Annotated in this window: 21 protein-coding genes; 13 read left to right on the forward strand and 8 right to left on the reverse strand. The window is 62.8% G+C overall.

Translation table 11 applies throughout. The features are described 5' to 3' along the window. Nucleotides 1-67 precede the first annotated feature (67 nt). From NKH73_RS14615 to NKH73_RS14625, 3 genes are all read left to right on the forward strand, one after another. Entirely contained in the window at nucleotides 68-547 is a 480-nt protein-coding gene (locus NKH73_RS14615; RefSeq protein ID WP_352933023.1) for a MarR family winged helix-turn-helix transcriptional regulator, read from the forward strand. After that, nucleotides 544-1,710 (forward strand): HlyD family secretion protein, encoded by a 1,167-nt coding sequence (locus NKH73_RS14620; RefSeq protein WP_352932557.1) that lies wholly within the window; start codon nucleotides 544-546, stop codon nucleotides 1,708-1,710. Before NKH73_RS14615 ends, NKH73_RS14620 begins: the two co-directional genes overlap by 4 nt. A 370-nt stretch (nucleotides 1,711-2,080) precedes the next feature. Further along, entirely contained in the window at nucleotides 2,081-3,616 is a 1,536-nt protein-coding gene (locus NKH73_RS14625; protein WP_352932560.1) for a DHA2 family efflux MFS transporter permease subunit, read from the forward strand. Nucleotides 3,617-3,637: 21 nt separating this feature from the next. On the opposite strand, the gene NKH73_RS14630 is transcribed toward NKH73_RS14625, so the two are convergent. Further along, nucleotides 3,638-4,153, reverse strand: a complete 516-nt coding sequence (locus NKH73_RS14630; RefSeq protein WP_352932562.1) for a CAP domain-containing protein — start codon at nucleotides 4,151-4,153, stop codon at nucleotides 3,638-3,640. 461 nt (nucleotides 4,154-4,614) lie between these two features. Between NKH73_RS14630 and NKH73_RS14635 the strand changes: the two genes are divergently transcribed. Then, the gene (locus NKH73_RS14635; protein ID WP_352932564.1) at nucleotides 4,615-6,105 is read left to right on the forward strand and encodes a glycosyltransferase family 39 protein; all 1,491 of its coding nucleotides are present in this window, start codon (nucleotides 4,615-4,617) and stop codon (nucleotides 6,103-6,105) included. A 506-nt stretch (nucleotides 6,106-6,611) separates the two neighbouring features. On the opposite strand, the gene NKH73_RS14640 is transcribed toward NKH73_RS14635, so the two are convergent. Further along, nucleotides 6,612-6,851 (reverse strand): hypothetical protein, encoded by a 240-nt coding sequence (locus NKH73_RS14640; protein WP_352932566.1) that lies wholly within the window; start codon nucleotides 6,849-6,851, stop codon nucleotides 6,612-6,614. Nucleotides 6,852-6,908: 57 nt separating this feature from the next. Then, nucleotides 6,909-7,211: a winged helix-turn-helix transcriptional regulator gene (locus tag NKH73_RS14645; RefSeq protein ID WP_352869470.1), complete on the reverse strand. Its 303-nt coding sequence runs from the start codon at nucleotides 7,209-7,211 to the stop codon at nucleotides 6,909-6,911. Between the two features lie 178 nt (nucleotides 7,212-7,389). On the opposite strand from NKH73_RS14645, the gene NKH73_RS14650 reads away from it, so the two are divergent. Together NKH73_RS14650 and NKH73_RS14655 are read left to right on the forward strand one after the other, a co-directional pair. After that, complete coding sequence (locus tag NKH73_RS14650; RefSeq protein WP_352933025.1) at nucleotides 7,390-8,139, forward strand: SDR family oxidoreductase; 750 nt, start codon at nucleotides 7,390-7,392, stop codon at nucleotides 8,137-8,139. A gap of 132 nt (nucleotides 8,140-8,271) precedes the next feature. Next, a complete protein-coding gene (locus tag NKH73_RS14655) occupies nucleotides 8,272-9,099 on the forward strand; it encodes a DUF2189 domain-containing protein (RefSeq protein WP_352932569.1) in 828 nt (275 codons plus the stop codon). A gap of 12 nt (nucleotides 9,100-9,111) precedes the next feature. Here NKH73_RS14655 and NKH73_RS14660 read toward each other — a convergent pair whose 3' ends face one another. Both NKH73_RS14660 and NKH73_RS14665 read right to left on the reverse strand, forming a co-directional pair. After that, complete coding sequence (locus NKH73_RS14660; protein WP_502893865.1) at nucleotides 9,112-9,696, reverse strand: LysE family translocator; 585 nt, start codon at nucleotides 9,694-9,696, stop codon at nucleotides 9,112-9,114. A gap of 256 nt (nucleotides 9,697-9,952) precedes the next feature. Further along, on the reverse strand, nucleotides 9,953-11,908 hold the full coding sequence (locus NKH73_RS14665) for a pilus assembly protein TadG-related protein (protein ID WP_352932571.1): 1,956 nt from the start codon (nucleotides 11,906-11,908) through the stop codon (nucleotides 9,953-9,955). A 333-nt stretch (nucleotides 11,909-12,241) separates the two neighbouring features. On the opposite strand from NKH73_RS14665, the gene NKH73_RS14670 reads away from it, so the two are divergent. After that, nucleotides 12,242-13,102 carry a TIGR01459 family HAD-type hydrolase gene (locus NKH73_RS14670; RefSeq protein WP_352932572.1) on the forward strand — a complete coding sequence of 287 codons (861 nt, stop codon included), beginning with the start codon at nucleotides 12,242-12,244 and terminating at the stop codon, nucleotides 13,100-13,102. Between the two features lie 60 nt (nucleotides 13,103-13,162). Continuing rightward, nucleotides 13,163-14,146 carry a bifunctional riboflavin kinase/FAD synthetase gene (locus NKH73_RS14675; RefSeq protein WP_352932574.1) on the forward strand — a complete coding sequence of 328 codons (984 nt, stop codon included), beginning with the start codon at nucleotides 13,163-13,165 and terminating at the stop codon, nucleotides 14,144-14,146. A 2-nt stretch (nucleotides 14,147-14,148) separates the two neighbouring features. On the opposite strand, the gene NKH73_RS14680 is transcribed toward NKH73_RS14675, so the two are convergent. Further along, a complete protein-coding gene (locus tag NKH73_RS14680; protein WP_352932576.1) occupies nucleotides 14,149-14,703 on the reverse strand; it encodes an HdeD family acid-resistance protein in 555 nt (184 codons plus the stop codon). A gap of 208 nt (nucleotides 14,704-14,911) precedes the next feature. On the opposite strand from NKH73_RS14680, the gene NKH73_RS14685 reads away from it, so the two are divergent. Beyond that, entirely contained in the window at nucleotides 14,912-15,724 is an 813-nt protein-coding gene (locus NKH73_RS14685) for a MipA/OmpV family protein (protein WP_352932578.1), read from the forward strand. Between the two features lie 103 nt (nucleotides 15,725-15,827). Here the strand turns inward: NKH73_RS14685 and NKH73_RS14690 are convergent, their stop codons facing one another. Beyond that, entirely contained in the window at nucleotides 15,828-16,013 is a 186-nt protein-coding gene (locus NKH73_RS14690) for a hypothetical protein (protein WP_352932580.1), read from the reverse strand. Between the two features lie 43 nt (nucleotides 16,014-16,056). On the opposite strand from NKH73_RS14690, the gene ileS reads away from it, so the two are divergent. Together ileS and NKH73_RS14700 are read left to right on the forward strand one after the other, a co-directional pair. Further along, nucleotides 16,057-19,056, forward strand: coding sequence for an isoleucine--tRNA ligase (gene ileS, locus NKH73_RS14695; protein WP_352932583.1), 3,000 nt, complete (start codon nucleotides 16,057-16,059; stop codon nucleotides 19,054-19,056). Between the two features lie 248 nt (nucleotides 19,057-19,304). Next, complete coding sequence (locus NKH73_RS14700; RefSeq protein WP_352932584.1) at nucleotides 19,305-19,982, forward strand: hypothetical protein; 678 nt, start codon at nucleotides 19,305-19,307, stop codon at nucleotides 19,980-19,982. Between the two features lie 94 nt (nucleotides 19,983-20,076). Here NKH73_RS14700 and NKH73_RS14705 read toward each other — a convergent pair whose 3' ends face one another. Continuing rightward, complete coding sequence (locus tag NKH73_RS14705; RefSeq protein ID WP_352932585.1) at nucleotides 20,077-20,529, reverse strand: nucleoside deaminase; 453 nt, start codon at nucleotides 20,527-20,529, stop codon at nucleotides 20,077-20,079. Between the two features lie 77 nt (nucleotides 20,530-20,606). Between NKH73_RS14705 and NKH73_RS14710 the strand changes: the two genes are divergently transcribed. Then, complete coding sequence (locus tag NKH73_RS14710; protein ID WP_352932586.1) at nucleotides 20,607-22,727, forward strand: pseudouridine synthase; 2,121 nt, start codon at nucleotides 20,607-20,609, stop codon at nucleotides 22,725-22,727. Further along, the gene (rsmD, locus tag NKH73_RS14715) at nucleotides 22,708-23,262 is read left to right on the forward strand and encodes a 16S rRNA (guanine(966)-N(2))-methyltransferase RsmD (protein ID WP_352932588.1); all 555 of its coding nucleotides are present in this window, start codon (nucleotides 22,708-22,710) and stop codon (nucleotides 23,260-23,262) included. Before NKH73_RS14710 ends, rsmD begins: the two co-directional genes overlap by 20 nt. Nucleotides 23,263-23,290 lie beyond the last annotated feature (28 nt).

Consider the following 23,290-nt stretch of genomic DNA (forward strand, 5'->3'; position numbering starts at 1 on the left):
AAGTTTGCCGCCTTCTGGCACAATGCGGCTCCTTGAATGATGAGCACGCTTATAATATATGCCGCTTATGGTTTCCGACGGCATCGACAGATTGGGCTTTTTGATCCACGACGTGCAGCGCCTGATGCGCAAGCGTTTCGAGGCGAAGGCCAGCGGGCTCGGCCTTTCCTCGGCGCAATGGCGGCTTATGGTCCGCGTCGCCAAGGAAGAAGGCATCACGCAGGCGCGGCTCGCCGAACTCCTTGAGATCGAGCCGATCAGCGTATCGCGCCTGGTCGACCGGATGGAGGAGGGCGGCTGGATCGAGCGTCGTGCCGACGCTGCCGACCGCCGCGTCCGCATGATCTTTCCAACTGCCAAGGCGAGCGAGGCCTACGCAGAGGTCAAGAGCCTCGCTGGCGAAGTCTATGAAGAATCGCTGACCGGCGTGTCGCCGCAAGATCGCCGCGTCCTGATCAAGGCGTTGGAGACGATGGCCGAAAACCTGGCGGACGGCGACACGGCGTCCTGCGAAAAAGTCAAGAATACAGAAGGCGCAGCAGCATGAACGCGGTAGCCAAAGTAGATGAGAATGCAACCAAGCTGGAGATGGAAGCTCCCGCGCAGCCGGCAGCTCCGGCTACGGTCGCTCCGCAGCCAGCGCCGGTGGCGCCGAAGAAGAAGCGCCGTGCCGGCCGCTTCCTTTTGATGTTTGCGCTCCCCGTGGCGTTGATCGCCGGCGGCAGCTACGTCTGGGTGACCGGTGGCCGCTACCAGGAGACGGAAAACGCCAATCTGCAGCAGGCCAAGGTATCGATCGCCGCCGATACGGCGGGCCGCATCGTTCAGGTCGACATTTTCGACAACCAGTCCGTCAAGCAGGGCGATGTGCTGTTCGCCATCGATCCCGAGCCCTACCGGATCGCGCTGGCGCAGGCCGATGCGGCGGTGGCCGGCGCGCGCCTCAATGTCGAGCAGCTGCGTGCGGCCTACAGCCAGGCGATAGCGCAGGAGAAGTCCGACGCCAGCCAGATCGACTACGCGCAGTCGCAATACGACCGGGCCGCCGATCTTGCCCGCAAGGGCATCAATGCCAAGTCGTCGCTGGACGAGGCCAGGAACGATCTCGACAAGGCCAAGCAGCAACTGGCGGTGGCCGAGCAGGGCATCCTCAGCGCCAAGGCGGCACTTGGCGGCAATCCCGAAATCGAGACCGACAAGCATCCGACCGTGATGGCGGCGCTCGCCGCGCGCGACAAGGCTGCCTACGATTTGGCGCAGACCACGGTCAGGGCGCCGGCCGACGGCATCGTCAGCCAGGCTGCCTCGTTTAAGGTCGGCCAGTATGTCGGCTCGGGCACGCCGCTGTTTTCGCTGGTCGAGACCGCCGATACCTGGATCGACGCCAATTTCAAGGAAACCCAGCTCACCCATATGAAACCCGGCCAAAAGGCCGAAATCGTGGTCGACACCTATCCGGGCAAGACGTTCGAAGCCACGGTCCAGGCGATCGGCGCCGGCACGGGGGCCGAGTTCTCGCTGCTGCCCGCTCAGAACGCCACCGGCAACTGGGTCAAGGTCACCCAGCGCATTCCGGTGCGCCTGCAACTGGCCGATGCCGATGCCAAGATGGCGCTGCGCACCGGCATGAGCGCGACCGTCACGGTGGACACCGGCGTGGCGCGGGGCTTTCCGAGCATCTTCGGCCACGCCACGGCGGGCGAGCACTAAATAGAATTACTCGCCATTTTTTGCGAACTGAATGACAGGATCGGTCCGATGGGAGGTGGCGAAGGGTTGAGGGTGTGAACCGGGCCGCGTTGCGGCCTGGCCAGAACCCAGACAACCCGACGCGGGCCTTTTCGGTCCTCAGGTTTCCGGGCGGCAGGCGCCCGTTTTCTCGAGACGCTCGGTCGATGTACCCCCCACATCGATAATCGCGTCCCACCGCGATGAGGGTCTCTCCATACGGAAAGGCCACGCCGCCCGGAAACCCAACGCATCGGCCCGAAAATCGGAATCGATTATCGGAAAGCACGATGCGCTGACTGAAAGTCGCTCTTGTGTACACGTTTTTGTTATCTGCCGGAAGTTCCGTATCATGAGCACGCCAGAACCTTTTCGCGAAGTGCCGCACCGCGGCCTGATCACCGTAGCGCTGATGTTGGCGACGATCATGCAGGCGCTCGACACCACGATCGCTAACGTCGCGCTGCCGACCATGACCGGCGATCTCGGCGCTTCCCCCGACAACATCAACTGGGTGCTGACCTCCTACATCGTTGCCGCGGCGATCATGACGCCGGTGACCGGCTGGCTGGCCGACCGCTTTGGCCGCAAGGAGCTGTTCCTGACGGCGGTGGTCGGTTTCACCATCTTCTCCATGCTGTGCGGCCTGGCATGGAGCCTTGAAACCATGGTGCTGTTCCGCCTCATGCAGGGCGTGTTCGGCGCGGCAATCGTGCCGCTGTCGCAGACTTTCCTGCTCGACATCAACCCTAAGGAACGCCATGGCCAGGCCATGGCCATCTGGGGCGCCGGCATCATGCTGGGGCCGATCCTGGGCCCGACGCTGGGTGGCTGGCTGACCGAGAATTTCAACTGGCGCTGGGTGTTCTTCATCAACCTGCCGGTCGGCATCCTCGCCTTCCTCGGCATGGCCGCCTACTTGCCGGCCGTTGCAAGGCGGATACGCAGCTTCGATTTCTTCGGCTTCGCCATGCTATCGCTCGGCGTCGGCGCGCTGCAGCTGATGCTGGACCGCGGCGGTGAGGTCGACTGGTTTTCCTCGGTCGAGATATGGATCGAGCTGGGTCTTTCCATCACCGGCTTCTGGGTGTTCATCATTCACACCTTGACGGCGGAGCACCCCTTCATCGACCCGAAGATATTCCTCGACCGCAATTTCGTGACCGGGCTGGCATTCATCTTCGTCATGGGCGTGCTCATCCTTGCCAGCATGTCGCTGCTGCCGCCAATGCTGGCGACCATCTTCGGCTATCCGACCTTGACCATCGGTGTGGTCATAGGTCCCCGCGGCATCGGTACGATGGTTGCGATGCTCCTGGTCGGCCGCATCATGCACAGGATCGATGCCAGGATCCTCGTCGTCATCGGCTTCTTGCTGACCGCGCAATCGCTCTACACCATGTCCGGCTTCTCACCGCAGATGGACAATTGGCTCATCCTCAGCTCCGGCGTCATCCAGGGCCTTGGAATGGGAATGGTGTTCGTACCGCTGTCGACCGTGGCCTTCGCCACGCTGGATACACGCTTCCGCACCGACGCCACCGCGCTGTTCAGCCTGGTGCGCAACCTTGGCTCGTCGATCGGCGTATCGGTGGTGACGGTTCTGCTGGTGCGCAACACGCAGGTCAATCACAGCGAGCTCTCGGCCCACATCAATCCGTTCAATCCCAACCTCTGGGCGGCGTCGCCGGCGGCAGCGAGCGGCGATCCGACAGCGCTTTCTCAGATGGACGGCATGGTCAATATCCAGGCGATGATGATTTCTTACGTCAACGACTTCAAGCTGCTGATGATGATGACGCTGTTCGCCATCCCGTTCGTTTTCCTGCTGCGCAAGCCAAAGACCGGCCCGGCCGCCGGCGGGGCACCCGCTGCGCACATGGATTGATGAACGAGTGGCGGAAGAGGCCTACTTCCCCAGAACGAGGCTCCAGTACCGCCGCGAGCTGTCGCGGCCGTCCCGCACATAGGCTAGGCCGAAGCGGGTGAAGCGCGGATCAAGCATGTTGCGACGGTGGCCGGCCGAATTCATCCAGATCTCGAACAGCTTCTGCTGGTCGAAGCGGCCCTCGGCGATGTTTTCGGCAGCCGCGCCGGTGATGCCGTTGCCCTTGACGCGCGAGGCAAATCCCTTGCCCCAGCCGGTGGTGTGGGTCATACGGCCGCCGCGGGCCATATAGCCGGCCTGTTGCAAGGCTGCCTGTTCGAGCCGAGGATCGGCGACAAGCGGTGCGAGTCCGGCCGAGGCGCGGATACTGGTCAGCGTGCCAACGGCGGAGGCAGAGACGCCGGCGCCTTGTCCGGTAGGCAGCACAGTGGCGCAGGCAGCGAGCCCGGCCAGCGCGGCAAGGCCGGCGCCTTTCAGCAGCGTGCGCCGGTCAAGGCTTGGTCGGCTTTCGTAATTTTCGATTTTCGCAGCATTCATGCCTGCCTGACATAGCAGTGATCATGGCTTTTGCCGGGCAGGCGCTCAAAAATCTCGCTCACTGCGGTTCGTCTTGTCGGTGGTAAAATCCGACGCGTGGTGCGAGACGGATACCGAGAAAAGCTTCCGGAAGGCCGGCATAGCGTAAGCCACTGAGAGGGTCGCGCCTGGATCTCATGACCGTCCCGAAAAGCGGGCCGTTGACACCGCGATTGTGGAGGCGATGATCGCAATCTGCGACGAGTTCGAATTCTACGGTTATCGCCGCGTTGGCGCGGCTCTGCGTCAGTAAGGGCTCGGCACCGACAGCGACCACAATGGCCCAATCTTCAATGTACAGCCGACCATTTTCGCAACGACTGCAATGGTGTAGCGGATGTTGGCGACCGCTTTATTCCTTAGAGGATGAGGATGGATCCAGGTTTTCCGACTGCGTTCAGGATCGAGCTCCGAAAAGTACGATGCAGCAAAGTTCCATTTCAGAAGCGTTGTCCGGTGCACGTAAGTGCCGATGGCTGGGTGCGGATCCCGCTCTCTGTTTCGTCCTAATCTACTTTGCGTTGCAGATCATTTTCGTAACCTTCATGTCGAACGGCGCCAGCATGGACGATGCCGAACAGCTTGCCTATGCCGGATCCTGGCAACTGGGATACGGCAGTTCGCAGCAACCCCTCTACAACTGGATCGTCAGTGCGGCCACGGCCGTTTTCGGCATCAATCTGTTCACGCTGCAGCTGGTGAAGTTCAGCCTTCTCGCCAGCATGTATGCCAGCGTTTATTGCGGCGCCCGGCTGCTCGGACTTGGCCGGTGGGTTGCGGCGGCGGGCGCGCTCGGAATTTTTCTCCTGCCGCCGATCGGCTGGGAATCGCAGCGCGCCCTTACCCATTCGGTCGTAGGTGTGGCGGGCTGCGCCTGGACGTTCTTCTGCTTCGCCTGGCACATGAAGTCGAAATCGTGGTTCTCAGCCGTTGCACTTGGCTTAGCGGCGGCGGCTGCGCTGCTTGGCAAATTGAACGCGACGTTCTTCATCCTAGCATTGTTGGCCGCCGGATTTTCAGTGTCGGATTACAGGAGGACACTTCTCTCGCGGACCGGCTTGCTCACCCTGGTCGTTCTGGTGGCCGCGCTTGCGCCGGTAGGCCTATGGATGCTGGAGCACAGCCATCATGTAACGGCGCGGTCGAACAAGTTCGCCTTCGATAACAGCGGAAACCTATTGATCAGCCGGGCGACCGGCATTGGAGTGATGCTGCTGAAAACAGCTCTGTTTTCCTGTGTCGCGGTGATTTTGTTCGCCATCGCGGTCTGGCGCAACCGGGCCGACATTATTGCACGATCGCCTGCAATGGGCACTGGCGAGCGCTTCGTCGTCTTGCTCGTGTCATGGAGCCTTGGGGTGGTATTCGTCGGTATCGTCATCAGCGGGGCGACGCGCATCGAGGACCGTTGGCTTCAGCCAGTCCTTTTTCTTTTGCCGCTTTTGTTGGCGCTGCTTTTTTCGTATCATATCCGCGGCGACAGGGGCCTGCGGCAGATCGCGTTCTGGAGCGCTATGGCCGCTCTTGTCATCATGCCGGTGCTGGCACTCAACCTTTCCTACGGAAGGGCGGGAAAGCCGCCGATCGGGCAGTTGGATTACAAGAGCCTCTACGAACGGTTGCGGGAAGCAGGAGACTTTCAGGTCGTGGTTTCCGAGGGACCGCAGATTCCGGGGAATCTGCGGCTATACGATCCAAACTTGGTCGTTGCCTATCCGGCGATGCCGGGCGCGGCATCTCGTATAAGACAGCCTGTTGTCGCGGTATCAACGGGTGAGCTATCTCAAGGTGTGTTGAATTTGCTCGCCGCCGCGGGCATCAGCTCCAGTCATGCCGAAATCAGGCGAACGACACTTCACTACGTCAGCCAGCCGGATCTGACCCAGGACGTCAGCTATATCTTCGTGCCATAAAGGCCAGATTAGCATTTTCCATCGGTCAGGATTTGATCCGAATAAATACCACTGTGTTTGCCGTCAACATAGGAATATCGGAAGCGACCTTTACAAATCTAAGGTCAAGTTTAGCGGCACGGGTTCTTCCGTCGTCGAATACCTTGGGCCGCTTCTCGATGGCCTGCCATACCTCAAGGTCTACAAAGAGGTCGGTTCAGAAATGGCTGCTTTAGCCCATATGGCTCTCGATTGCGGACAGCCGAGTTACGTCTCAATAGGACGTTCATTGTTCTAGGCGCAGAGCGTCGGCAGTTCGCTGCCCGCGCATTCCGATCCTCGGCACGGACATCAAGTCCCACCCAAGCCGGTTGTCCAGCTTCGGTATCAGGCATCAGATTTTCCCCACTGGCTATTCCGCCGCCACGAGCCTCGTTTCCGCCGTCGAAGCGACCCGGCCGGCCCGTTCGTCCTCGGTCTCTTTCCACCAGTCGCCGAGCGCGTCGATGAGCGGCAGACCGGATGCATCAGCTGATGGCTTTCGTGAACACCGGCTTCACCGCCGCTTTCGCGCCGCTCTGGGTGGCATCTGAAATGGAATCGGGCGAACCGGCCCCGAAGCCGATCCGGCCGAGCGATATGCGCAAGCCATCCAGGATGGCGAAAAGCCCGCTGGTTCGGGCGCCTGCCTCGGCCATGTCCCATTGGCCGAGGTGATCGATCGCTTCGCTGCCTAGTTTGTCACGCGTCCCACCGCGCGGTGCCAAAGTGGCGCCGCGCGGTGACCGGCTGTGGTTGCCCGGCAGGGTGGAGAATCCGTCCAGTCAGGTGATCAGGTGGGATGCGTTGGCACGCATCCAGTCGGCCAGCGAATCCAGCGTGCCGCGCAAGGTTCTGCCCAGCGGCGTTATCTCATACTCCACGCGCGGCGGCATCTCGGCATAGACCCTCCGATAGACCAGGCCGCGATGTTCGAACAGGCGCAGCTGCCGCGTCAGCTCCTTTTGCGTAATCGGCGCGACGGCCCGCTGGAGCTCGCCGAAGCGGATCGGACAACCGGTGACGATCAGGCGGTAAAGAATGGGAATGGCCCATTTCCCCGAAACCAGATTGACGAAATCGATCATCGGGCAACGATCGGTCGCGCCATTTCCGCCTTCGACGGGCGCGACCTCGATGGCTTTTGCCTGTGCTATGAAATTATTTCCGTTAGTACCCATTCGGTGCCTACTATACAAAGCATACTATCATGCCGACAATGCCTTTCTCATCTCATTGGGAAGGCAAATCATGGGTCGCCAAATCATGGGTCGCTTGAAAGGCAAATATGCCCTCATCACCGGCGCAACCAGCGGCATCGGTCTCGAAACCGCGCGCCAGTTTCTGGCCGAGGGCGCTACGGTGGCAATCACCGGCAGAAGCCCGTCTGGGCTCGAAGCTGCGCAGCGCGAGCTGGGTGGATCGGCGCAGGTGATCAGCAATGATGCCGGCAATCTCGCCGATCAGCGCGCGCTTGCCGCCGAGCTTGCGCAGCGCTGGCCTCGGCTCGATATACTCAACATCAACGCCGGCGATGTAATGCACCAACCGCTGCAGGATTGGGACGAGGCGGTGTACGACCGTCTGATGCAGACCAATCTCAAGGGGCCGTTCTTTCTGATCCAGGCCCTGTTGCCGATGTTCTCCAACCCGTCGTCGATCATCCTGTGCGGCTCGGTCAGTGCCCATATCGGCTTGCCCCAGAGCAGCGCCTATGCCGCCAGCAAGGCGGGCCTCCTGTCGTTGGCGCGTACCCTCTCGGGTGAGATGATCGAGCGCGGTATTCGCGTCAATGGCCTCAGCCCCGGGCCGACCGAGACGCCGGCACTGGGCAAGCTCGGTCTGTCCGAAGCGGAAGAGAAGGCGCTTGGCGACCGGATACGCGCACTGGTGCCGATCGGCCGGATGGGCAAATCCTGGGAACTCGCCAAGGCGGCGGTATTTCTGGCATCGGATGAGTCGAGCTTCGTCGTCGGCACGGAACTGCTCGTCGATGGCGGCGTCGGAAATCTATAACCGGATTTATCATCGCGACCGTCGACTTGGCGACAATCACCCCTAAATCGGCTATCATAGCGCTTGTACGAGAAGTGGCAGCTACGGGCGGCCATCCTGGCGGTGACCGCCCCGACACACGGGAGAATGGTCATGGCCAGCTTTCATGTCATGTCGGACGCGCGCGGAATGCACGTGCAGCCCACGGTGCGCCGCATCACCACGGCGGACCTGATGGATGTGCTGCGGCTCGGCGTCGAGGATTTCTGGGCAAAACCATCGCATTACGTGTTCCTGTGCCTGATCTATCCGGTGGTCGGGTTGATCCTGGCGCAGTGGACGACATCCGGCTCCTATGCCATCCAGCTCCTCTACCCGCTGATGTCCGGCTTCGCCCTGCTTGGACCCTTCGCCGCGATCGGTCTCTACGAGATCAGCCGCCGACGCGAGCTCGGCATGGACACGTCCTGGTGGCACGCGCTCGACGTGCGCCACTCCAAGGCGCTGCCGGCGATCGCGGTCATCGGCGTCATGCTCGTCGCACTGTTCCTGCTCTGGCTGTACACCGCACAATCCATCTACACCGGCCTGTTCGGCAATCAGCCGCCGGCTTCGATCGGCGGCTTTGTGCGCGAGGTGCTGACGACGCCCAAAGGTTGGGCGCTGATCCTGCTCGGCAATGCGGCTGGGTTCGTCTTCGCCGCGATCGTGCTGGCGACGACCGTCGTCGCTTTCCCGCTGCTGCTCGACCGCGATGTCGGCGCTGTTTCGGCAATCGAGACATCGGCGCGGGCGGTGATGGCTAACCCGCTGCAGATGGCGCTGTGGGGCCTGATGGTCGCCGTGCTGCTGGTCATCGGCTCGATCCCGCTGTTTGCCGGGCTCGCTGTCGTCATGCCGGTGCTTGGCCATGCGACGTGGCATCTCTATCGCAGAGTGGTCGAGCCGGAGCGGGTGCAGCAGGACCGGCGGCCGATGTAAGCAGGCGCAGGGCTAGCGCTGCGCTTCGGTCGCCATCTTCAGGGCCAGCGCGGTCAGCACCGTGCCCATCATCCAGCGCTGGATCACCAGCCACAGCGGCCGGCCGGCGAGGAAGACGGCGATCGAGCCGGCCGTCACCGCGATGATCGCGTTGACGGTGAGACTGATCGCGATCTGCGTGGTGCCGAGCACCAGAAGCTGCGGCAGCACGTGGCCCTTGCCGGGGCTGATGAACTGCGGCAGCAGCGACAGATAAAGCACCGCCACCTTCGGGTTGAGCAGATTGGTCATCAGGCCCATGGCGAACAATTTGCGCGGCCCGTCCTTCGGCAGTTCCCGGACCTGGAACGGCGAGCGTCCGCCGGGCCTCACTGCTTGCCAGGCAAGCCATAACAGGTAGAGCGCGCCGGCAAAGCGCAGCACATCATAGGCGTAAGGCACGGCAAGCAGCAGCGCAGTGATGCCGAATGCCGCCGACAACACGTAGAAGACAAAGCCGAGCGCCACACCACCGAGCGAAATCAGGCCGGCCTTCGGCCCTTGTGACAGCGACCGCGAGATCAAATAGATCATGTTCGGGCCAGGCGTCAGCACCATGCCGAGGCAGACCAGCGCGAAAGCGAGATGGTTGGCGGCGTCGGGCACAGGCGCATCTCCGGTGGTGGAGGACACTCACCATGTCCGTTCGACCGCCGCAAGGGCAAGGTGACGATAGCCTTTGCGCCAGGCCCGCTACCAGCCGGAAGAAACGGTTAGTCAGCGATCCCTTCGCGCCCTCCGCTGGCGGCGATGGCCGGCAGGCCAGAGCGGCGCTGTCCCGCCAGCCTGTGGCTTCTGAGCAACGGCGCGCCGCTCAGCCGACGATGCGCAGGTTCGACAATTCGTTGGCGATTTCCTTGAAATTGTCGGACAGCGTCGCTCCGGTCGCATTCCAGAACAGCTTGGCCGGCTTGGTCGGATCGGCGGGATCCTTGCGAAAGCGCGAGTTCGAGGAACAGGCCTTCAGTGCGTCGAGTGCTTTCTTGTCGCCGGTATCGGTGGTCGACAGGTCGAGCGCAACGGTCATGACGAGAATGTTCGAACGCTTGGCGTTGGCGCAAAGCGTCTGCATCTGCTCGTCCAGCGCGGCCGTGTAGTTGGTGCCGGTGTAGGTGGTCTTGCCGATGTCGCCGCTTGTGTTCATGAACAGGCGCGTCACGCTTCCCGACCCCGGATATGTCAGGCCGGTGTAACCGTAAGCGGCGTAGGTTGACCTGTTATTGGCATAGCCGCTGTCGCTGACGGCGCTGTAGGTATTGGCGCCGTCGGTCAGCACGATGACGACTTTGTCGTTGCCCTTTTCGGTGTTCGGTCGGCCTTCGGTGAAAGGTTCGTTGCTCGACACCGTCCGCCAGCCCCAGGCAAGGCCTTCCGGCACGTTGGTGTTGCCGTTCGGTGCCATGGCGTCGATGGCGTCGTTGATTTCCTTCTTCTGGGCAAGCTGGCTCACGTCCTTGAGCGGCGTGATCGGGTTGGTCGTGCAGGACGAATTCGGGCCGTCGCCCGAGGCAGCCGACCTCGAGCCATAAGGCTTGACCAGAAAATATTTGCGCATGTCCGACTGCCGCTCGGAGGCGGTCGGATTTGCGATGTAGGGCCAGTCGGCCCACCAGTTGTTGCCGTAATTATACGACGTGCTGTTGACGTCGTTGACACCGTCGCGGTTGAAATCGAGCCATAAGGTGCCAGCCTCATCCGGTGCGAACATCGGCACGAACAGCGTGGCCGGCGTGGCGGCATTAGGCGTCGTGTCGTCGTTATTATACGGGTACGGCCTCGCCTCCACGCAGCCCTGCCAGCTCGCATAGCGGCTGGTGGTGTAGATATATTCCGGGGTGGTCCAATGGCCGCTGCTGCAGTTGCCTTTTTTGTTATAGGTGTCACAGATGTACTGTTTCGTGTTCGGCACTTCTTCGCGGCCTGACTCGACCGTGATGTCGGCGTACAGGCTGAAGCGGGTCAGAGGCTGGTCCTCGGTGTCTCCCCAGCCGGTGCCGCGCTTGTACCAGACGCCGTTGAGCTTCTCGGCATATCTGTTCGGGTCGTTGGCCGCGGTCATCGTCGTCCAGTCGAAATCCTCATGCTGGATCGGGGAGATGCCGTCCTGATCCATCCAGCCATCCTGGTCATGGGTCGGGCCGACATTGACCGACGCGGCGAACGGCACGAGAGAGAACTGCACCGGCTTGTTGACCTGCCTCATCTGCTGTGCCTGCAGCGCCAGCGTATCGACAAGCTGCTTGGCGGCGGTTTTCAGCAGGTCTATTCGCTTCGCACCGGTGCCGGAACCAAGGTCGTTCATCGAGCCGGAATTGTCGAGCACAAGGGCTACTTCCAGCGTGTTCTTGAGGCGGATCTCCGAGCAGGCCGTGAAGGTTGTATCGCTGGCGGTCCCGCCCGTCAGCATGGCGGCAGCCGGTAGAAAATAGGGGCTATACGTCACGGCGCTGCAAAGCTTCAACGTGCCGCCACCCGCATTGCTGTTGGGCAGGGTGACGGTAAGCGACGTATTCGCCGGATTGACGCGGCCAAGATTGGCTTCGAAGAAGGTCTTGGCATAGGCCTTGGCGTCGTCGTCGCTTGCGCCGGCGACGATCTGCTGAGCGGTGGCGATGCCGGCGGCATCCAGGGCGTTCAGGGTATTGTGCTTCTGGCGAAGCAGTTCCGAGTAGTCGACGCCGAGCGCCAATCCGCCCATCAGCGGCACCATTGTGATGACCGTCATCAGCGCATAGTTGCCACGCCGGTCCCTACCGAATTTCCGGATCATTGCCTTCAGCACCCGCCAGAACCCCTTTGTCGGCGAACGATGCCATGAATGTTTAAATTTCGGATTGCTAAAATGCGTCCAAGATCAGCACACTTTTTCAAAACCTGTTAACCACGCGGTAGTCGGCGACGACCTGGATCGCCGCGAAGCCTCCAGAACGGCTAAGGCTCCGGAATGAGGGACTTTTGTGCTTGCGATCCTGCCTTTATCGCTGGCGGCACTCCTGAACGTTTGCAAAAGCTGGTGACAGGCTGAAGAGCTTCGGTTAATGCGGGCATGCCGCGGCGGACCGTCGGCGGCGGCGCTCGCAACCATCATGATTTGGGAAACGATATGGCGGATTCGCCCGATATCATCGGCTCGCTCGCGGCTTTGTCGGGAGCCTATTCTGCCATCCTGTGCGATGTCTGGGGCGTGGTCCACAATGGCGAACGGCATTTTCCGGCCGCGGCTCTGGCGTTGGCCACCGCGCGCGAAGCGAAGACAGCCGTGGTCCTGATCACCAATTCGCCGCGTCGAAGCGCCGATGTGGTGGCGCAGATGGACGCGATCGGCGTTCCCGCGGCGGCCTACGACCGCGTCGTCACCTCCGGCGACGTGACCCGCGACCTGATCGCCGAAGGGCCGCGAAAAATCTTCCACATCGGCGCCGATCGCGATTTCACGCTCTATGGCGGTCTCGATGTCGAGCTGGTCGAGGAGTTCGAAGCATCCGGCGTCGTCTGCACCGGGCTGTTCGACGACGAGGTGGAAAAGCCGGAGGACTATGCCGATCTTCTGCGGCGGCTACGCGCCAGGAACCTACCGTTCATCTGCGCCAATCCCGATATCGTGGTCGAGCGCGGCGAGCGGATGATCTGGTGCGCCGGTGCCCTGGCTCGCGACTATGCCCAGCTCGGCGGGCGCACGCTGATCGCCGGAAAACCTTATGCGCCGGTCTACGACGTCGCGATGAAGGAGGTCGCCGACCTGCTCGGCCGTCCGGTCGAGCGTTCGGACGTACTGGCGATTGGCGATGGCATGATGACTGACATCAAAGGCGCTGCCGACAACGGCTTCGACGTGCTCTACGTTTCGGGCGGCATCCATGCCCGCGACTACGGCAATCCGCTACAACCGGATCCGGCCAGGCTAACAGCCTTTCTTGAAAAGCACGGCTATCGGCCGGTCGCGGTCATTCCAAAACTGCAATAGTGCCAAAACTGCAATAGGGCCAAGACTGCAATAGGGTCGCTCGATGACGGAAGCCTCTAAATGACGGAAGCCTTCGAACGCGTTTCTGCAATCTCGCCGCTGCCGGCCCCTTTGCGGGGCGGCGTGGTGGCGATCGGCAATTTCGATGGCGTTCACCGCGGTCATCAGGCCGTGCTCGAGCGCGCGCTTGCCGAGGCCCGCCGGCGTGGTGTGCCGGCTCTGGTGCTGACGTTCGAGCCGCATCCGAGAAAGGTGTTCCGGCCTGATATGCCGCTGTTCGTGCTGACGCCGCCGCCGATGAAGGCACGGCTGCTGTCGTATCTGGGCTTTGCCGCACTCGTCGAACAGCCGTTCACGCGCGACTTCGCTTCGCTGTCGGCGGAAGCGTTCGTGACCGACGTGCTGGACAGGAATCTCGGCATCATTCACGCCGTGACCGGCTTCGATTTCCACTTCGGCAAGGACCGGCAGGGCGGCCCGGCCTATCTGATGGCGGCCGGCGAGCGCCACGGCTTCGGCGTCACGCTGGTCGACGCGTTTCGCGACGAGGGCGCCGAGGTGGTGTCGTCGAGCCGGATCCGCGCGCAGCTCGGCGAAGGCGCGGTGGCCGAAGCCGCCGGCCTGCTCGGCTATCGCTTCACGGTCGAGAGCGAGGTAATCGGCGGCCAGCGGCTTGGCCGGACGCTCGGCTTTCCAACCGCCAATATGAGGCTTTCGCCGGAAGCCTCTCTGAAGGAAGGGATTTATGCCGTCCGCTTCCGTCGCGCCGACGGCACGCTTCATGACGGTGTTGCCAGCTTCGGCCGCCGCCCGACCGTCGACGACAACGGCGCGCCGCTTCTTGAAACCTTCGTTTTCGACTTTTCCGGCGATCTCTACGGTGAGATATGCGCGGTGTCCTTCTTCGGTTTCCTGCGCGCGGAGGTGAAGTTCGAGGGGCTCGATGCGTTGGTCGCGCAGATGAAGCGCGACGAGGCCGAGGCGAGGGCGCTGCTGGCCGGCGTCAGCCCGCTTTCCGAGCTCGACGCAGCCGTTGCTTTTTGAACCTACCTCTTCAACGCCAGGCCGACCGCAATGAAGGCCCAGCCCTGGAAGATCAGGTCGATGGCGAGAAACAGCCCCAGCACCCATACGCTGTTGACTGGCCAGCCCATGGCGATGACCAGGCCTGCCAGCGCGCTGATCACGCCGGCCGCAACAAGCCAGCCCCAGCCTTTGTCCGGTCTGTGCTTATACCCGACCCAGGCCCTGAGTACGCCTGAAGCGAGAAGGGCGACTGCCAGCAGGAAGGTCAGCACCGCCGAGGCCAGCAGCGGGTTATAGAAGGCGAAGAACCCGGCAACTGCATAGAGAAGACCGCTGAGCAGCCAGTAGAAGAACCGGCTCCATGTCTTCACGCCGAAGGCATGCATGATCTCGATGATGCCGGCCATCAGCATCAGCCAGCCGACGACATAGACCGAGGCGACCGTGGCGATGAACAGATTGCCGAAGGCAATGCCGCCGAGGATCAGCAGCAGCACCCCGAGCCCAACGAACCATCCCCATTTCGCCCGCGTCTGGCCAATCGCATCCTTTAAAGCATCGCCTTGCAGGGTCATTGCCGCCATCTCCACCGAAGTTGCCTGGCATCTTGCCAATTGGAGGGTAGCGCCGAAGGCGTTGCCCGTCCAGCGAGCAGCTTGCGCCGGATCCACGCCAAAAAAGCGAGCCAGCGTTTCGAACTTAAATCAAATTTTACCGAACCGACGCCATGGCTCTTGGCAAAGCCGGTTGTTCCTGCCGGTGTTCCGTGCATATGGAGTGACGATGCGTTCTGCCAGGTTGTTTCAGGTGGTCTTGGCCACCATCATGCTGGGCCCGACCGGTGCCGCCGAAGCAGGCGAGGGCGCCTTGGGCTGGTTGTCCGGCGACTGGTATCTGACGGTCGGCGCCACTGGCATGGTCGCGCCGGATTTCGAGGGCAGCAAAAAATACCTGCTCAGTGCCTCGCCGATCATCTCGCTCGGCAAAGCCGGTCCCGCGGCGCGCTTCACCTCGCGCAATGACAACATCTCGCTGGCGCTGATCGACGACGGCGGCCTTCGCGCCGGTCTGGCCGGAAAAATCCTGTTTTCGCGCGATGGCGGCGACGCCGACGAGCTGAAGGGCCTCGACCCGGTGCGCTGGGGCGGCGAGGCAGGCGGCTTCTTCGAATTCTATCCTCTTGACTGGTTGCGGGCCCGCGCCGAATTGCGCCACGGCATTCGTGCCCATAGCGGCTTTGTTGCCGACATCGCCGCCGACGCCTTCTACGATGTGACGCCTGAGGTCAGGATCTCGGGCGGGCCGCGCGTTTCGTTCGCCTCATCGGACTATTTCGACGCCTATTATGGCGTCAACGCAGAGGAAGCCGTGGCTTCGGGCCTCAGCGAATACCATCCGGGCGGCGGAGTGAAGTCGGCGGGCCTTGGCGGCGCGGTGACCTGGAAGGTGACCGAGCCGATGACGGCCAGCCTGTTCGGCGAATATTCGCGCCTGATGGGTCCGGCGGCCGATTCCAGCCTGGTCAAGGAGCGCGGCGACCGCAATCAGTTCACGATCGGTGTTTCAACGACCTATCGGTTTGATTTCTCGATGTGACGTTGCAGGTTGTGCGCTGCGCGCAGCCGCCTAGTTCAGGCGAATATGCCGTAGCCGATGAGGTTCGTCTTCCACGCAATGGTACACGCTTCTAGGGCAAGCGTCAGAGTTCGGGCTTTTCAATATCGGCCGTCTCGGTTAAAAGCCCTGCGATGATGAGCTTTTCGCGCCTTCTCGCGCTGGCGATACGAATTACAAGCCCGGTGTTCCGGGCGGCCTGACCGCCGCCGGAGCCGCCGGGAATTTTGCGCGCGGCCTCTCGCGCTTTTTCCAGATCATGATAGTTCAACACCCGGGCTCTTTTGCCGCCGGGCAATGCATATGGCAGACCAATGACCGACACCCCAACGACCGACACCGTCGAAACGATCGACTATTCCAAGACGCTTTATCTGCCGCAGACGGATTTCCCGATGCGCGCCGGCTTGCCCGAGAAGGAGCCGCTGCTGGTCAAGCGCTGGCAGGACATGGACCTTTACCGCAAGCTGCGCGAAAACGCTGCCGGCCGCGAAAAATACGTCCTGCACGACGGCCCGCCCTACGCCAACGGCAACATCCATATCGGCCATGCGCTGAACAAGATCCTCAAGGACGTCATCACCCGCTCGTTCCAGATGCGCGGCTACGATTCGAACTACGTGCCCGGCTGGGATTGCCACGGCCTGCCGATCGAATGGAAGATCGAGGAGCAATATCGCGCCAAGGGCAAGAACAAGGACGAGGTGCCGGTCAACGAGTTCCGCAAGGAATGCCGCGAGTTCGCCGCGCACTGGATCAAGGTGCAGGGCGCAGAATTTCAACGGCTGGGCGTCGTCGGCGATTTCGACAACCCCTACATGACGATGGCGTTCCATGCCGAGGCGCGGATCGCCGGCGAGTTGCTGAAATTCGCCATGTCGGGCCAACTCTATCGCGGCTCCAAGCCGGTAATGTGGAGTGTGGTCGAGCGCACCGCGCTGGCTGAGGCCGAGGTCGAGTACCAGGACTATGAGAGCGACACGATCTGGGCGAAGTTTCCGGTCGTCAGCCTCGCTCGGCAGGTCACCAACATCGAAGACGGGCAGCCAGCCCTGGATCCGAAGCTGACGGAGACGTCACTGGACTTGCTGGAGGCCCATGTCGTCATCTGGACGACGACGCCCTGGACCATCCCCGGCAACCGGGCCGTCAACTATTCGCCACGCATCAACTATGGCCTCTACGAGGTGAAGGCGGCCGAGAATGCTTTCGGCCCGCAGCCCGGCGAAAAGCTGATCTTCGCCGAGGCGCTGGCCGAGGATGCCGCCGCCAAGGCAAAAGTCACCTTGAATCGCCTTCATAGCGTTTCGGCGGAACAGCTTGGAAGCCTTACGCTTTCCCATCCCTTCAAGGGTTTGAACGGTGGTTATGAATTCGCTGTGCCGATGCTCGCCGGCGACCATGTCACCGACGAGGCCGGCACCGGCTTCGTCCACACTTCGCCAAGCCATGGCCGTGAGGATTTCGATGCCTGGACGGATGCCGCATCGGAACTGCAGGCACGTGGCATCGACACGGCGATCCCGTTCCCCGTTGACGATGCCGGCTTCTTCACCAAGGACGCGCCGGGCTTTGGTCCGGATCGCGAGGGCGGTGCGGCGCGTGTCATCGACGACAATGGCAAGAAAGGCGACGCCAATCAGGCGGTCATCGACGAACTGATCAAGCGCAATGCGCTCTTCGCGCGCGGGCGGTTGAAGCATTCCTATCCGCATTCGTGGCGATCGAAGAAGCCGATCATCTTCCGTAACACGCCGCAATGGTTCGTCTATATGGACAAGGAACTGGGCGACGGCACGACGCTGCGCAGCCGTGCGCTGAAAGCCATCGACGACACCCGCTTCGTGCCGGCCGCCGGCCAGAACCGCATCCGCGCCATGATCGAGGAGCGTCCCGATTGGGTGCTGTCGCGCCAGCGCGCCTGGGGCGTGCCGATCGCCGTCTTCGCCGATGAGGACGGAAATGTCCTGCGCGACGAGGCGGTCAACCAGCGCATCATGGACGCCTTCGAGAAGGAAGGCGCCGACGCATGGTTCGCGGCCGGCGCCAAGGAGCGTTTCCTCGGTAATCACGATGCCTCGAAATGGCAGCAGGTGATGGACATCCTCGACGTCTGGTTCGATTCGGGCTCGACGCATGTCTTTACGCTCGAGGATCGTCCGGACCTGAAGTGGCCGGCCGACGTCTACCTGGAAGGCTCCGACCAGCATCGCGGCTGGTTCCATTCCTCGCTGCTCGAAAGCTGCGGCACCAGGGGCAGGGCGCCTTACGACACCGTCGTCACCCATGGTTTCACCATGGACGAAGAGGGACGGAAAATGTCGAAGTCGCTCGGCAACACCGTGGTGCCGCAGGACGTCATCAAGCAGTCGGGCGCCGATATTCTGCGGCTCTGGGTGGTGACGACCGATTATTGGGAAGACCAGCGGCTCGGCAAGAATGTGCTGCAGACCAACATCGACGCCTATCGCAAGCTGCGCAACACCATCCGCTGGATGCTGGGCACGCTTGCCCATGACGATGGCGAGGAAGTGCCGCTGGACAAGATGCCGGAACTGGAACGGCTGATGCTGCACCGGCTCTCCGAACTCGATGAAGTCGTTCGCGCAGGCTACGACGCTTTCGAGTTCAAGCGCATCACCCGCATGCTGCTCGATTTCATGGTGGTCGAGCTGTCGGCCTTCTATTTCGACATCCGCAAGGACGCGCTCTACTGCGAAGCCCCGTCCAGCGTGAAGCGCAAGGCCTCCGTGCAGGTGGTGCGCCATCTGTTCGACTGCCTGGTGAAATGGCTGGCGCCGATGCTGCCCTTCACCATGGAGGAGGCCTGGCTTGACCGTCATCCGGGTGCCGTCTCGGTGCATCTCGACCAGTTTCCGCAAATCCCGGCCGACTGGAAGAACGAGGTGCTGGCGGAAAAATGGCGCAAGGTCCGGCAGGTTCGCCGTGTCGTCACCGGCGCACTGGAGATCGCACGTGCGCAGAAGGTCATCGGCTCGTCGCTGGAAGCGGTGCCGGTCGTCACGCTCGACGATGCGGCGCTCGAAGCGGCGATTTCAGATGTCGACATGGCCGAGATGGCGATCACCAGTGATCTGGTCATTGCGCATGGCACAGCGCCTTCCGGCGCCTTCACGCTGGATGACGTCAAGGGCGTCGCTGTCGTGGTCGATAAGGCCGAGGCGAGGGGCCTGGTCAAATGCGCGCGCTCCTGGCGCTATACCGCCGACGTCGGCAGCGACGCGGAATTCCCCGATGTTTCGGCCCGGGATGCCGCTGTGCTGCACGAGTTGAAGTCGCTTGGTCGTATCTGATGCATGTCGCCCAAAAGTGTGAAGCGGTTTTGGGATAACGACATGCACAGCCGCCATATCGGTGCACAAATGCCACTGCGGACGGCTGATCGGCCCCGGCGCGTTGCCCTTAACGAGTGGTTGAGATAAACACGCGAAACTCCGGACGACAAATTGTCGCCGGATTTCCGTCGGAAGAGCATAGGCGATGGGGACCGGACCTTTGGCCGGTGGCGATCGAGAGGCTGTCTAGAGTGGGACTTTTTGGCATGACCGAAAGAACTTGCGTGCGCGTTGCGCTGCTGGCGCCGCTTGTCGTATCCGGCTTGGCCCTGTCCGGCTGCATGGGCTCGCCGACCTACGGAACCGACAAGTCCGCCTCCGCCCAGCTTGCCGGCGATCTCACCAGCGCCTTTTCAGTCGTGCCGAAGAACAAGGACAGGATCGACTACAAGCCGCGTCCCGAGCTGGTGAAGCCGGCGCCGGGGCAGAAAGAACTGCCGCCGCCGCAGGACAGTATCGCGACGGCGAGCGCCGATTGGCCGGAATCGCCCGAGCAGCGCCGCGCTCGCCTACGCGCCGATGCTACGCTCCATCAGGATGATCCGGCCTACCAGGCGCAGATCGTCGATGACGTCCAGACGGATCCGACGGCGATCAAGGCTGCGATGGCGCAGTCGGGATCCAGCCATCCCCCGGCCTGGACTCCGGCGGATTCGGACAAGGGCCGCGCCGCCGAGGTCAAGCGCCGCCTCGCCCAAGGCAAGCAGGGTGACCCGAACACCCGCAGATACCTGAGCGAGCCGCCGGTGCAATACCGCGCCGCTGCCGACACCGCGCCGACGGGCGATCTCGGCGAGGACGAGTACAAGAAGGAACGTCGCCTCAAGAAGGAAGCGGCCGCAAAGAACAAGAGCGGCGGCATGTTCGACTGGCTGCCGTGGTAAGCTGCCGGCGCTAGAGCATTTTGCAGCCGAACGTCTTGGTTTGGCGTCCGACAAAATACGTTGAGAGAAAGCGCTCTAGGGAAAGCTGGCGACGCTACGGTTCGCGTCGTTCTCTGAAGAAATCCTTCAGAAGCAGCGCCGCGTCGCTTTCGGCCATGCCGGGATAGATGTCCGGCACATGGTGGCAGGTCGGTGAGGCGAAGAAGCGCACGCCGTTGACGACAGCGCCGCCCTTTTCGTCGGCGGCGCCGAAATAGAGCCGGCGCAGCCTAGCGAAGGAAATAGCACCGACGCACATGGCGCAGGGCTCCAGCGTCACGTAGAGATCGTAACCGGTGAGCCGCTCGCTGGACAGCTTGCTGCAGGCTTCGCGGATCACCAGCATTTCGGCATGGGCCGTGGGATCGGCGAGCTCGCGGGTGCGGTTGCCGGCACTGGCAACGACCGTATCACCGCTGGCGATGACCGCGCCGACCGGCACTTCGCCACGCAAGGCGGCGGTTTCGGCCTCTTTCAACGCCAGCGCCATAAAGTCCGGCCGCTTCAAGCGGTTTCCATTCCTATTATCTCCTCGCTACTCAAGCGTGATCCTGTTATTTACCCGCCCAAACGAGCAAAGGCCACATGGACGACAAAAACAAGAAATTCCCGGGCCAAAAAGGCCCGCGCAAGAGCGGCCCGAAACCGTCGGGCCCGCGTGGTCGTGATGCCGCTGCTGGCAAAGGCGGTAAGCCGTCTTTCGGCGCGAAAAAACCCTATGCGCCACGCGGCGAACGCCCGATGGCGGCTGACGGCGAGCGGCCGAAGCGCGATTTCAAAAGCGGCGATAGGCCGTTCAGCAAGGGACCTGAAGGCAAGCCCTATGAAAAGCGCGAGGGGCCGCGCAAACCCTATGCGCCACGCGGCGACCGACCGATTGCGGCTGACGGCGAGCGGCCGAAGCGTGATTTCAAAAGCGGCGACAGGCCGTTCAGCAAGGGACCTCGCCCTGAAGGCAAGCCCTACGAAAAGCGCGAAGGGCCGCGCAAGCCCTACGCGCCGCGCGGCGAGCGGCCGATGGCCGCCGACGGCGAGCAGCCGAGGCGCGACTTCAAAAGTGGCGACAGGCCGTTCAGCAAAGGGCCGCGTGCGGAAGGCAAGCCTTACGAGAAGCGCGAAGGGCCGCGCAAGCCCTACGCGCCGCGCGGCGACCGGCCGGCGGCTGCCGAAGGCGAGCGCGGCGAGAGGCGCTTCGACCGTCCCAAGTTCGACCGTCCCAAGGGAGACTTCAGTGATCGCCCCAAGCGCGACTTCGGCGATCGGCCCAAGCCCGATTTTGGAGGTGATCGACCCCAGGGAGCATCGGGCGGTGGCTTCAAGCCGCGCCCGCGTCCGGCCGAAGCGGCGGAAGAGGCTGGCGAGCGCATTGCCAAGCGGCTGGCCCGCGCCGGCCTTGCCTCGCGCCGCGACGCCGAGGAGCTGATCGCGGCCGGCCGCGTCAAGGTCAATGGAAGAGTGCTGTCCTCGCCGGCCTTCAATGTAATGCCCGGCGACATCATTCATCTCGACGGCATGGAGATCCCGCCGATCGAGCGCACCCGGCTGTTCCTGTTCCATAAGCCGGCTGGTGTGGTCACCACCAACCGTGATCCTGAGGGCCGCAAGACCGTCTTCGACGTGCTGCCGGCCGACCTGCCGCGGCTGATGACCATAGGCCGGCTCGACATCAACACCGAAGGCCTGCTGCTGCTCACCAACGATGGCGGCCTTTCGCGCGTGCTCGAACTGCCGGCCACCGGCTGGCTCAGGCGCTACCGCGTGCGCGTCCATGGCAAGGTCGAGGAAAGTGCGCTCGCCGGCTTGCGCGAAGGCATCGCCGTCGATGGCGTCTTCTACGGCGCCATCGAGGCGACGCTCGATCGCGAGCAAGGCACCAATGCCTGGCTGACGCTCGGCCTGCGCGAAGGCAAGAACCGCGAAGTCAGGAACATACTGGGCTCGCTTGGCCTCGACGTGACACGGCTGATCCGCATTTCCTACGGGCCGTTCCAGCTCGACGACCTGCCCGAGGGCCATGTGCTGGAGATCAAGGGCCGCGTGCTGCGCGACCAGCTCGGCGAACGCCTGGTCGAAGAATCCGGCGCCAATTTCGACGCCGAGATCACCAAGCCGTTTTCCAACAAGCCGGTGCGGCGTGAAGCGGTGCGGGACGCGGAACCGGAGCGGCCGAAATTCACCCGCGACGGCGAACGCCGTCCGATCGGCGAAGGCGGATTGATCAAGAACCGCAAACGCCGCGAAGGCAGCCGCGACGAGGCGCTGGGCAAGCTGTCGACAAGTCCCGGCAGAAGCTTTGGCCCGGAAAAGAGCTTTGGCGAGCGTGGCCCCAAGTCTGAACGTAGCGGGCCAGGCGGCTTTGGCGGCAAACCGGGCGGTGGGAAAAAGTCCGAGCGCGAGCAGCGCCCGATCGAGCCGCCGGGCCAGCGCAAGGCCAATGTCTGGATGGCGCCGGGCGCGCGGCCGATCGGCAAGGGCAGGGCGGATGCGGATGCCGCCAAGGCAGCCGAAGCCAAGGCGCGCAAGGCCTCGTTCAAGCCGTCTTACGGCAAGCCCGCCAGTGGAAAGCCGGGAGCGGGAAAACCCGGGGGCGCAAAGCCGTTCGGCAAGCCGCGCGGCGAGCGTCCAAATTCCGGCAAGAGTGATGGCGACCGGCCGCGCAGCGGCCCCGGAGGATCAAGGGGAAGCAATGCGGATCGTCGGCGGTGAGTTTCGCGGGCGTCCGCTGGCGACGCCCCGCTCAAGCGCCATCCGCCCGACCACCGACCGGACCCGCGAGGCTGTCTTCAATGTGCTGGCGCATCGCTTTCCCGATCGGCTGGACGGCGCGCGCGTGCTCGACCTGTTCGCTGGCACCGGTGCGCTCGGCCTCGAAGCGCTGTCACGCGGTGCTTCTTACGGCGTCTTCATTGAAGAATCGGCGGAAGGGCGTGGCCTGATCCGCACCAATGTCGAGGCCTTTGGCCTCACCGGGCGTACCAAGATATTCCGCCGCGACGCCGCCGCCCTGGGCGAGGCGGGCACGATGGCCGTGTTCGGCCTGGTGTTCGCCGATCCGCCCTATGGCAAGGGCCTGGGCGAGCTTGCCTTGCGCTCGGCCAAGGCCGGCGGCTGGCTCGCCCCCAAGGCGCTCTGCGTCATCGAGGAGGCGGCGGGGGCGCCATTCGAGGCAGGGCCGGGCTTTTCGGTTGTAGACGAGCGCAGCTATGGCGAGACCGTCATCCGCTTCATCGAAGCTGCCTGAAACTCGATCGCCTGAGTTCGGCCTCCTT

The sequence above is a fragment of the Mesorhizobium sp. M0938 genome (assembly GCF_040319125.1).
In the GTDB taxonomy this organism is placed as follows: Bacteria; Pseudomonadota; Alphaproteobacteria; order Rhizobiales; family Rhizobiaceae; genus Mesorhizobium; species Mesorhizobium robiniae.

Excerpts from the sequence above, each read along its gene's own strand:
- NKH73_RS14615 (WP_352933023.1), top strand. The coding sequence starts at position 68 with ATGGTTTCCGACGGCATCGACAGATTGGGCTTTTTGATCCACGACGTG.
- NKH73_RS14620 (WP_352932557.1), top strand. The coding sequence starts at position 544 with ATGAACGCGGTAGCCAAAGTAGATGAGAATGCAACCAAGCTGGAGATG.
- NKH73_RS14625 (WP_352932560.1), top strand. The coding sequence starts at position 2,081 with ATGAGCACGCCAGAACCTTTTCGCGAAGTGCCGCACCGCGGCCTGATC.
- NKH73_RS14630 (WP_352932562.1), bottom strand. The coding sequence starts at position 4,153 with ATGAATGCTGCGAAAATCGAAAATTACGAAAGCCGACCAAGCCTTGAC.
- NKH73_RS14635 (WP_352932564.1), top strand. The coding sequence starts at position 4,615 with ATGCAGCAAAGTTCCATTTCAGAAGCGTTGTCCGGTGCACGTAAGTGC.
- NKH73_RS14645 (WP_352869470.1), bottom strand. The coding sequence starts at position 7,211 with ATGATCGATTTCGTCAATCTGGTTTCGGGGAAATGGGCCATTCCCATT.
- NKH73_RS14650 (WP_352933025.1), top strand. The coding sequence starts at position 7,390 with ATGGGTCGCTTGAAAGGCAAATATGCCCTCATCACCGGCGCAACCAGC.
- NKH73_RS14655 (WP_352932569.1), top strand. The coding sequence starts at position 8,272 with ATGGCCAGCTTTCATGTCATGTCGGACGCGCGCGGAATGCACGTGCAG.
- NKH73_RS14660 (WP_502893865.1), bottom strand. The coding sequence starts at position 9,696 with ATGGTGCTGACGCCTGGCCCGAACATGATCTATTTGATCTCGCGGTCG.
- NKH73_RS14665 (WP_352932571.1), bottom strand. The coding sequence starts at position 11,908 with ATGATCCGGAAATTCGGTAGGGACCGGCGTGGCAACTATGCGCTGATG.
- NKH73_RS14670 (WP_352932572.1), top strand. The coding sequence starts at position 12,242 with ATGGCGGATTCGCCCGATATCATCGGCTCGCTCGCGGCTTTGTCGGGA.
- NKH73_RS14675 (WP_352932574.1), top strand. The coding sequence starts at position 13,163 with ATGACGGAAGCCTTCGAACGCGTTTCTGCAATCTCGCCGCTGCCGGCC.
- NKH73_RS14680 (WP_352932576.1), bottom strand. The coding sequence starts at position 14,703 with ATGACCCTGCAAGGCGATGCTTTAAAGGATGCGATTGGCCAGACGCGG.
- NKH73_RS14685 (WP_352932578.1), top strand. The coding sequence starts at position 14,912 with ATGCGTTCTGCCAGGTTGTTTCAGGTGGTCTTGGCCACCATCATGCTG.
- ileS (WP_352932583.1), top strand. The coding sequence starts at position 16,057 with ATGACCGACACCCCAACGACCGACACCGTCGAAACGATCGACTATTCC.
- NKH73_RS14700 (WP_352932584.1), top strand. The coding sequence starts at position 19,305 with ATGACCGAAAGAACTTGCGTGCGCGTTGCGCTGCTGGCGCCGCTTGTC.
- NKH73_RS14710 (WP_352932586.1), top strand. The coding sequence starts at position 20,607 with ATGGACGACAAAAACAAGAAATTCCCGGGCCAAAAAGGCCCGCGCAAG.
- rsmD (WP_352932588.1), top strand. The coding sequence starts at position 22,708 with ATGCGGATCGTCGGCGGTGAGTTTCGCGGGCGTCCGCTGGCGACGCCC.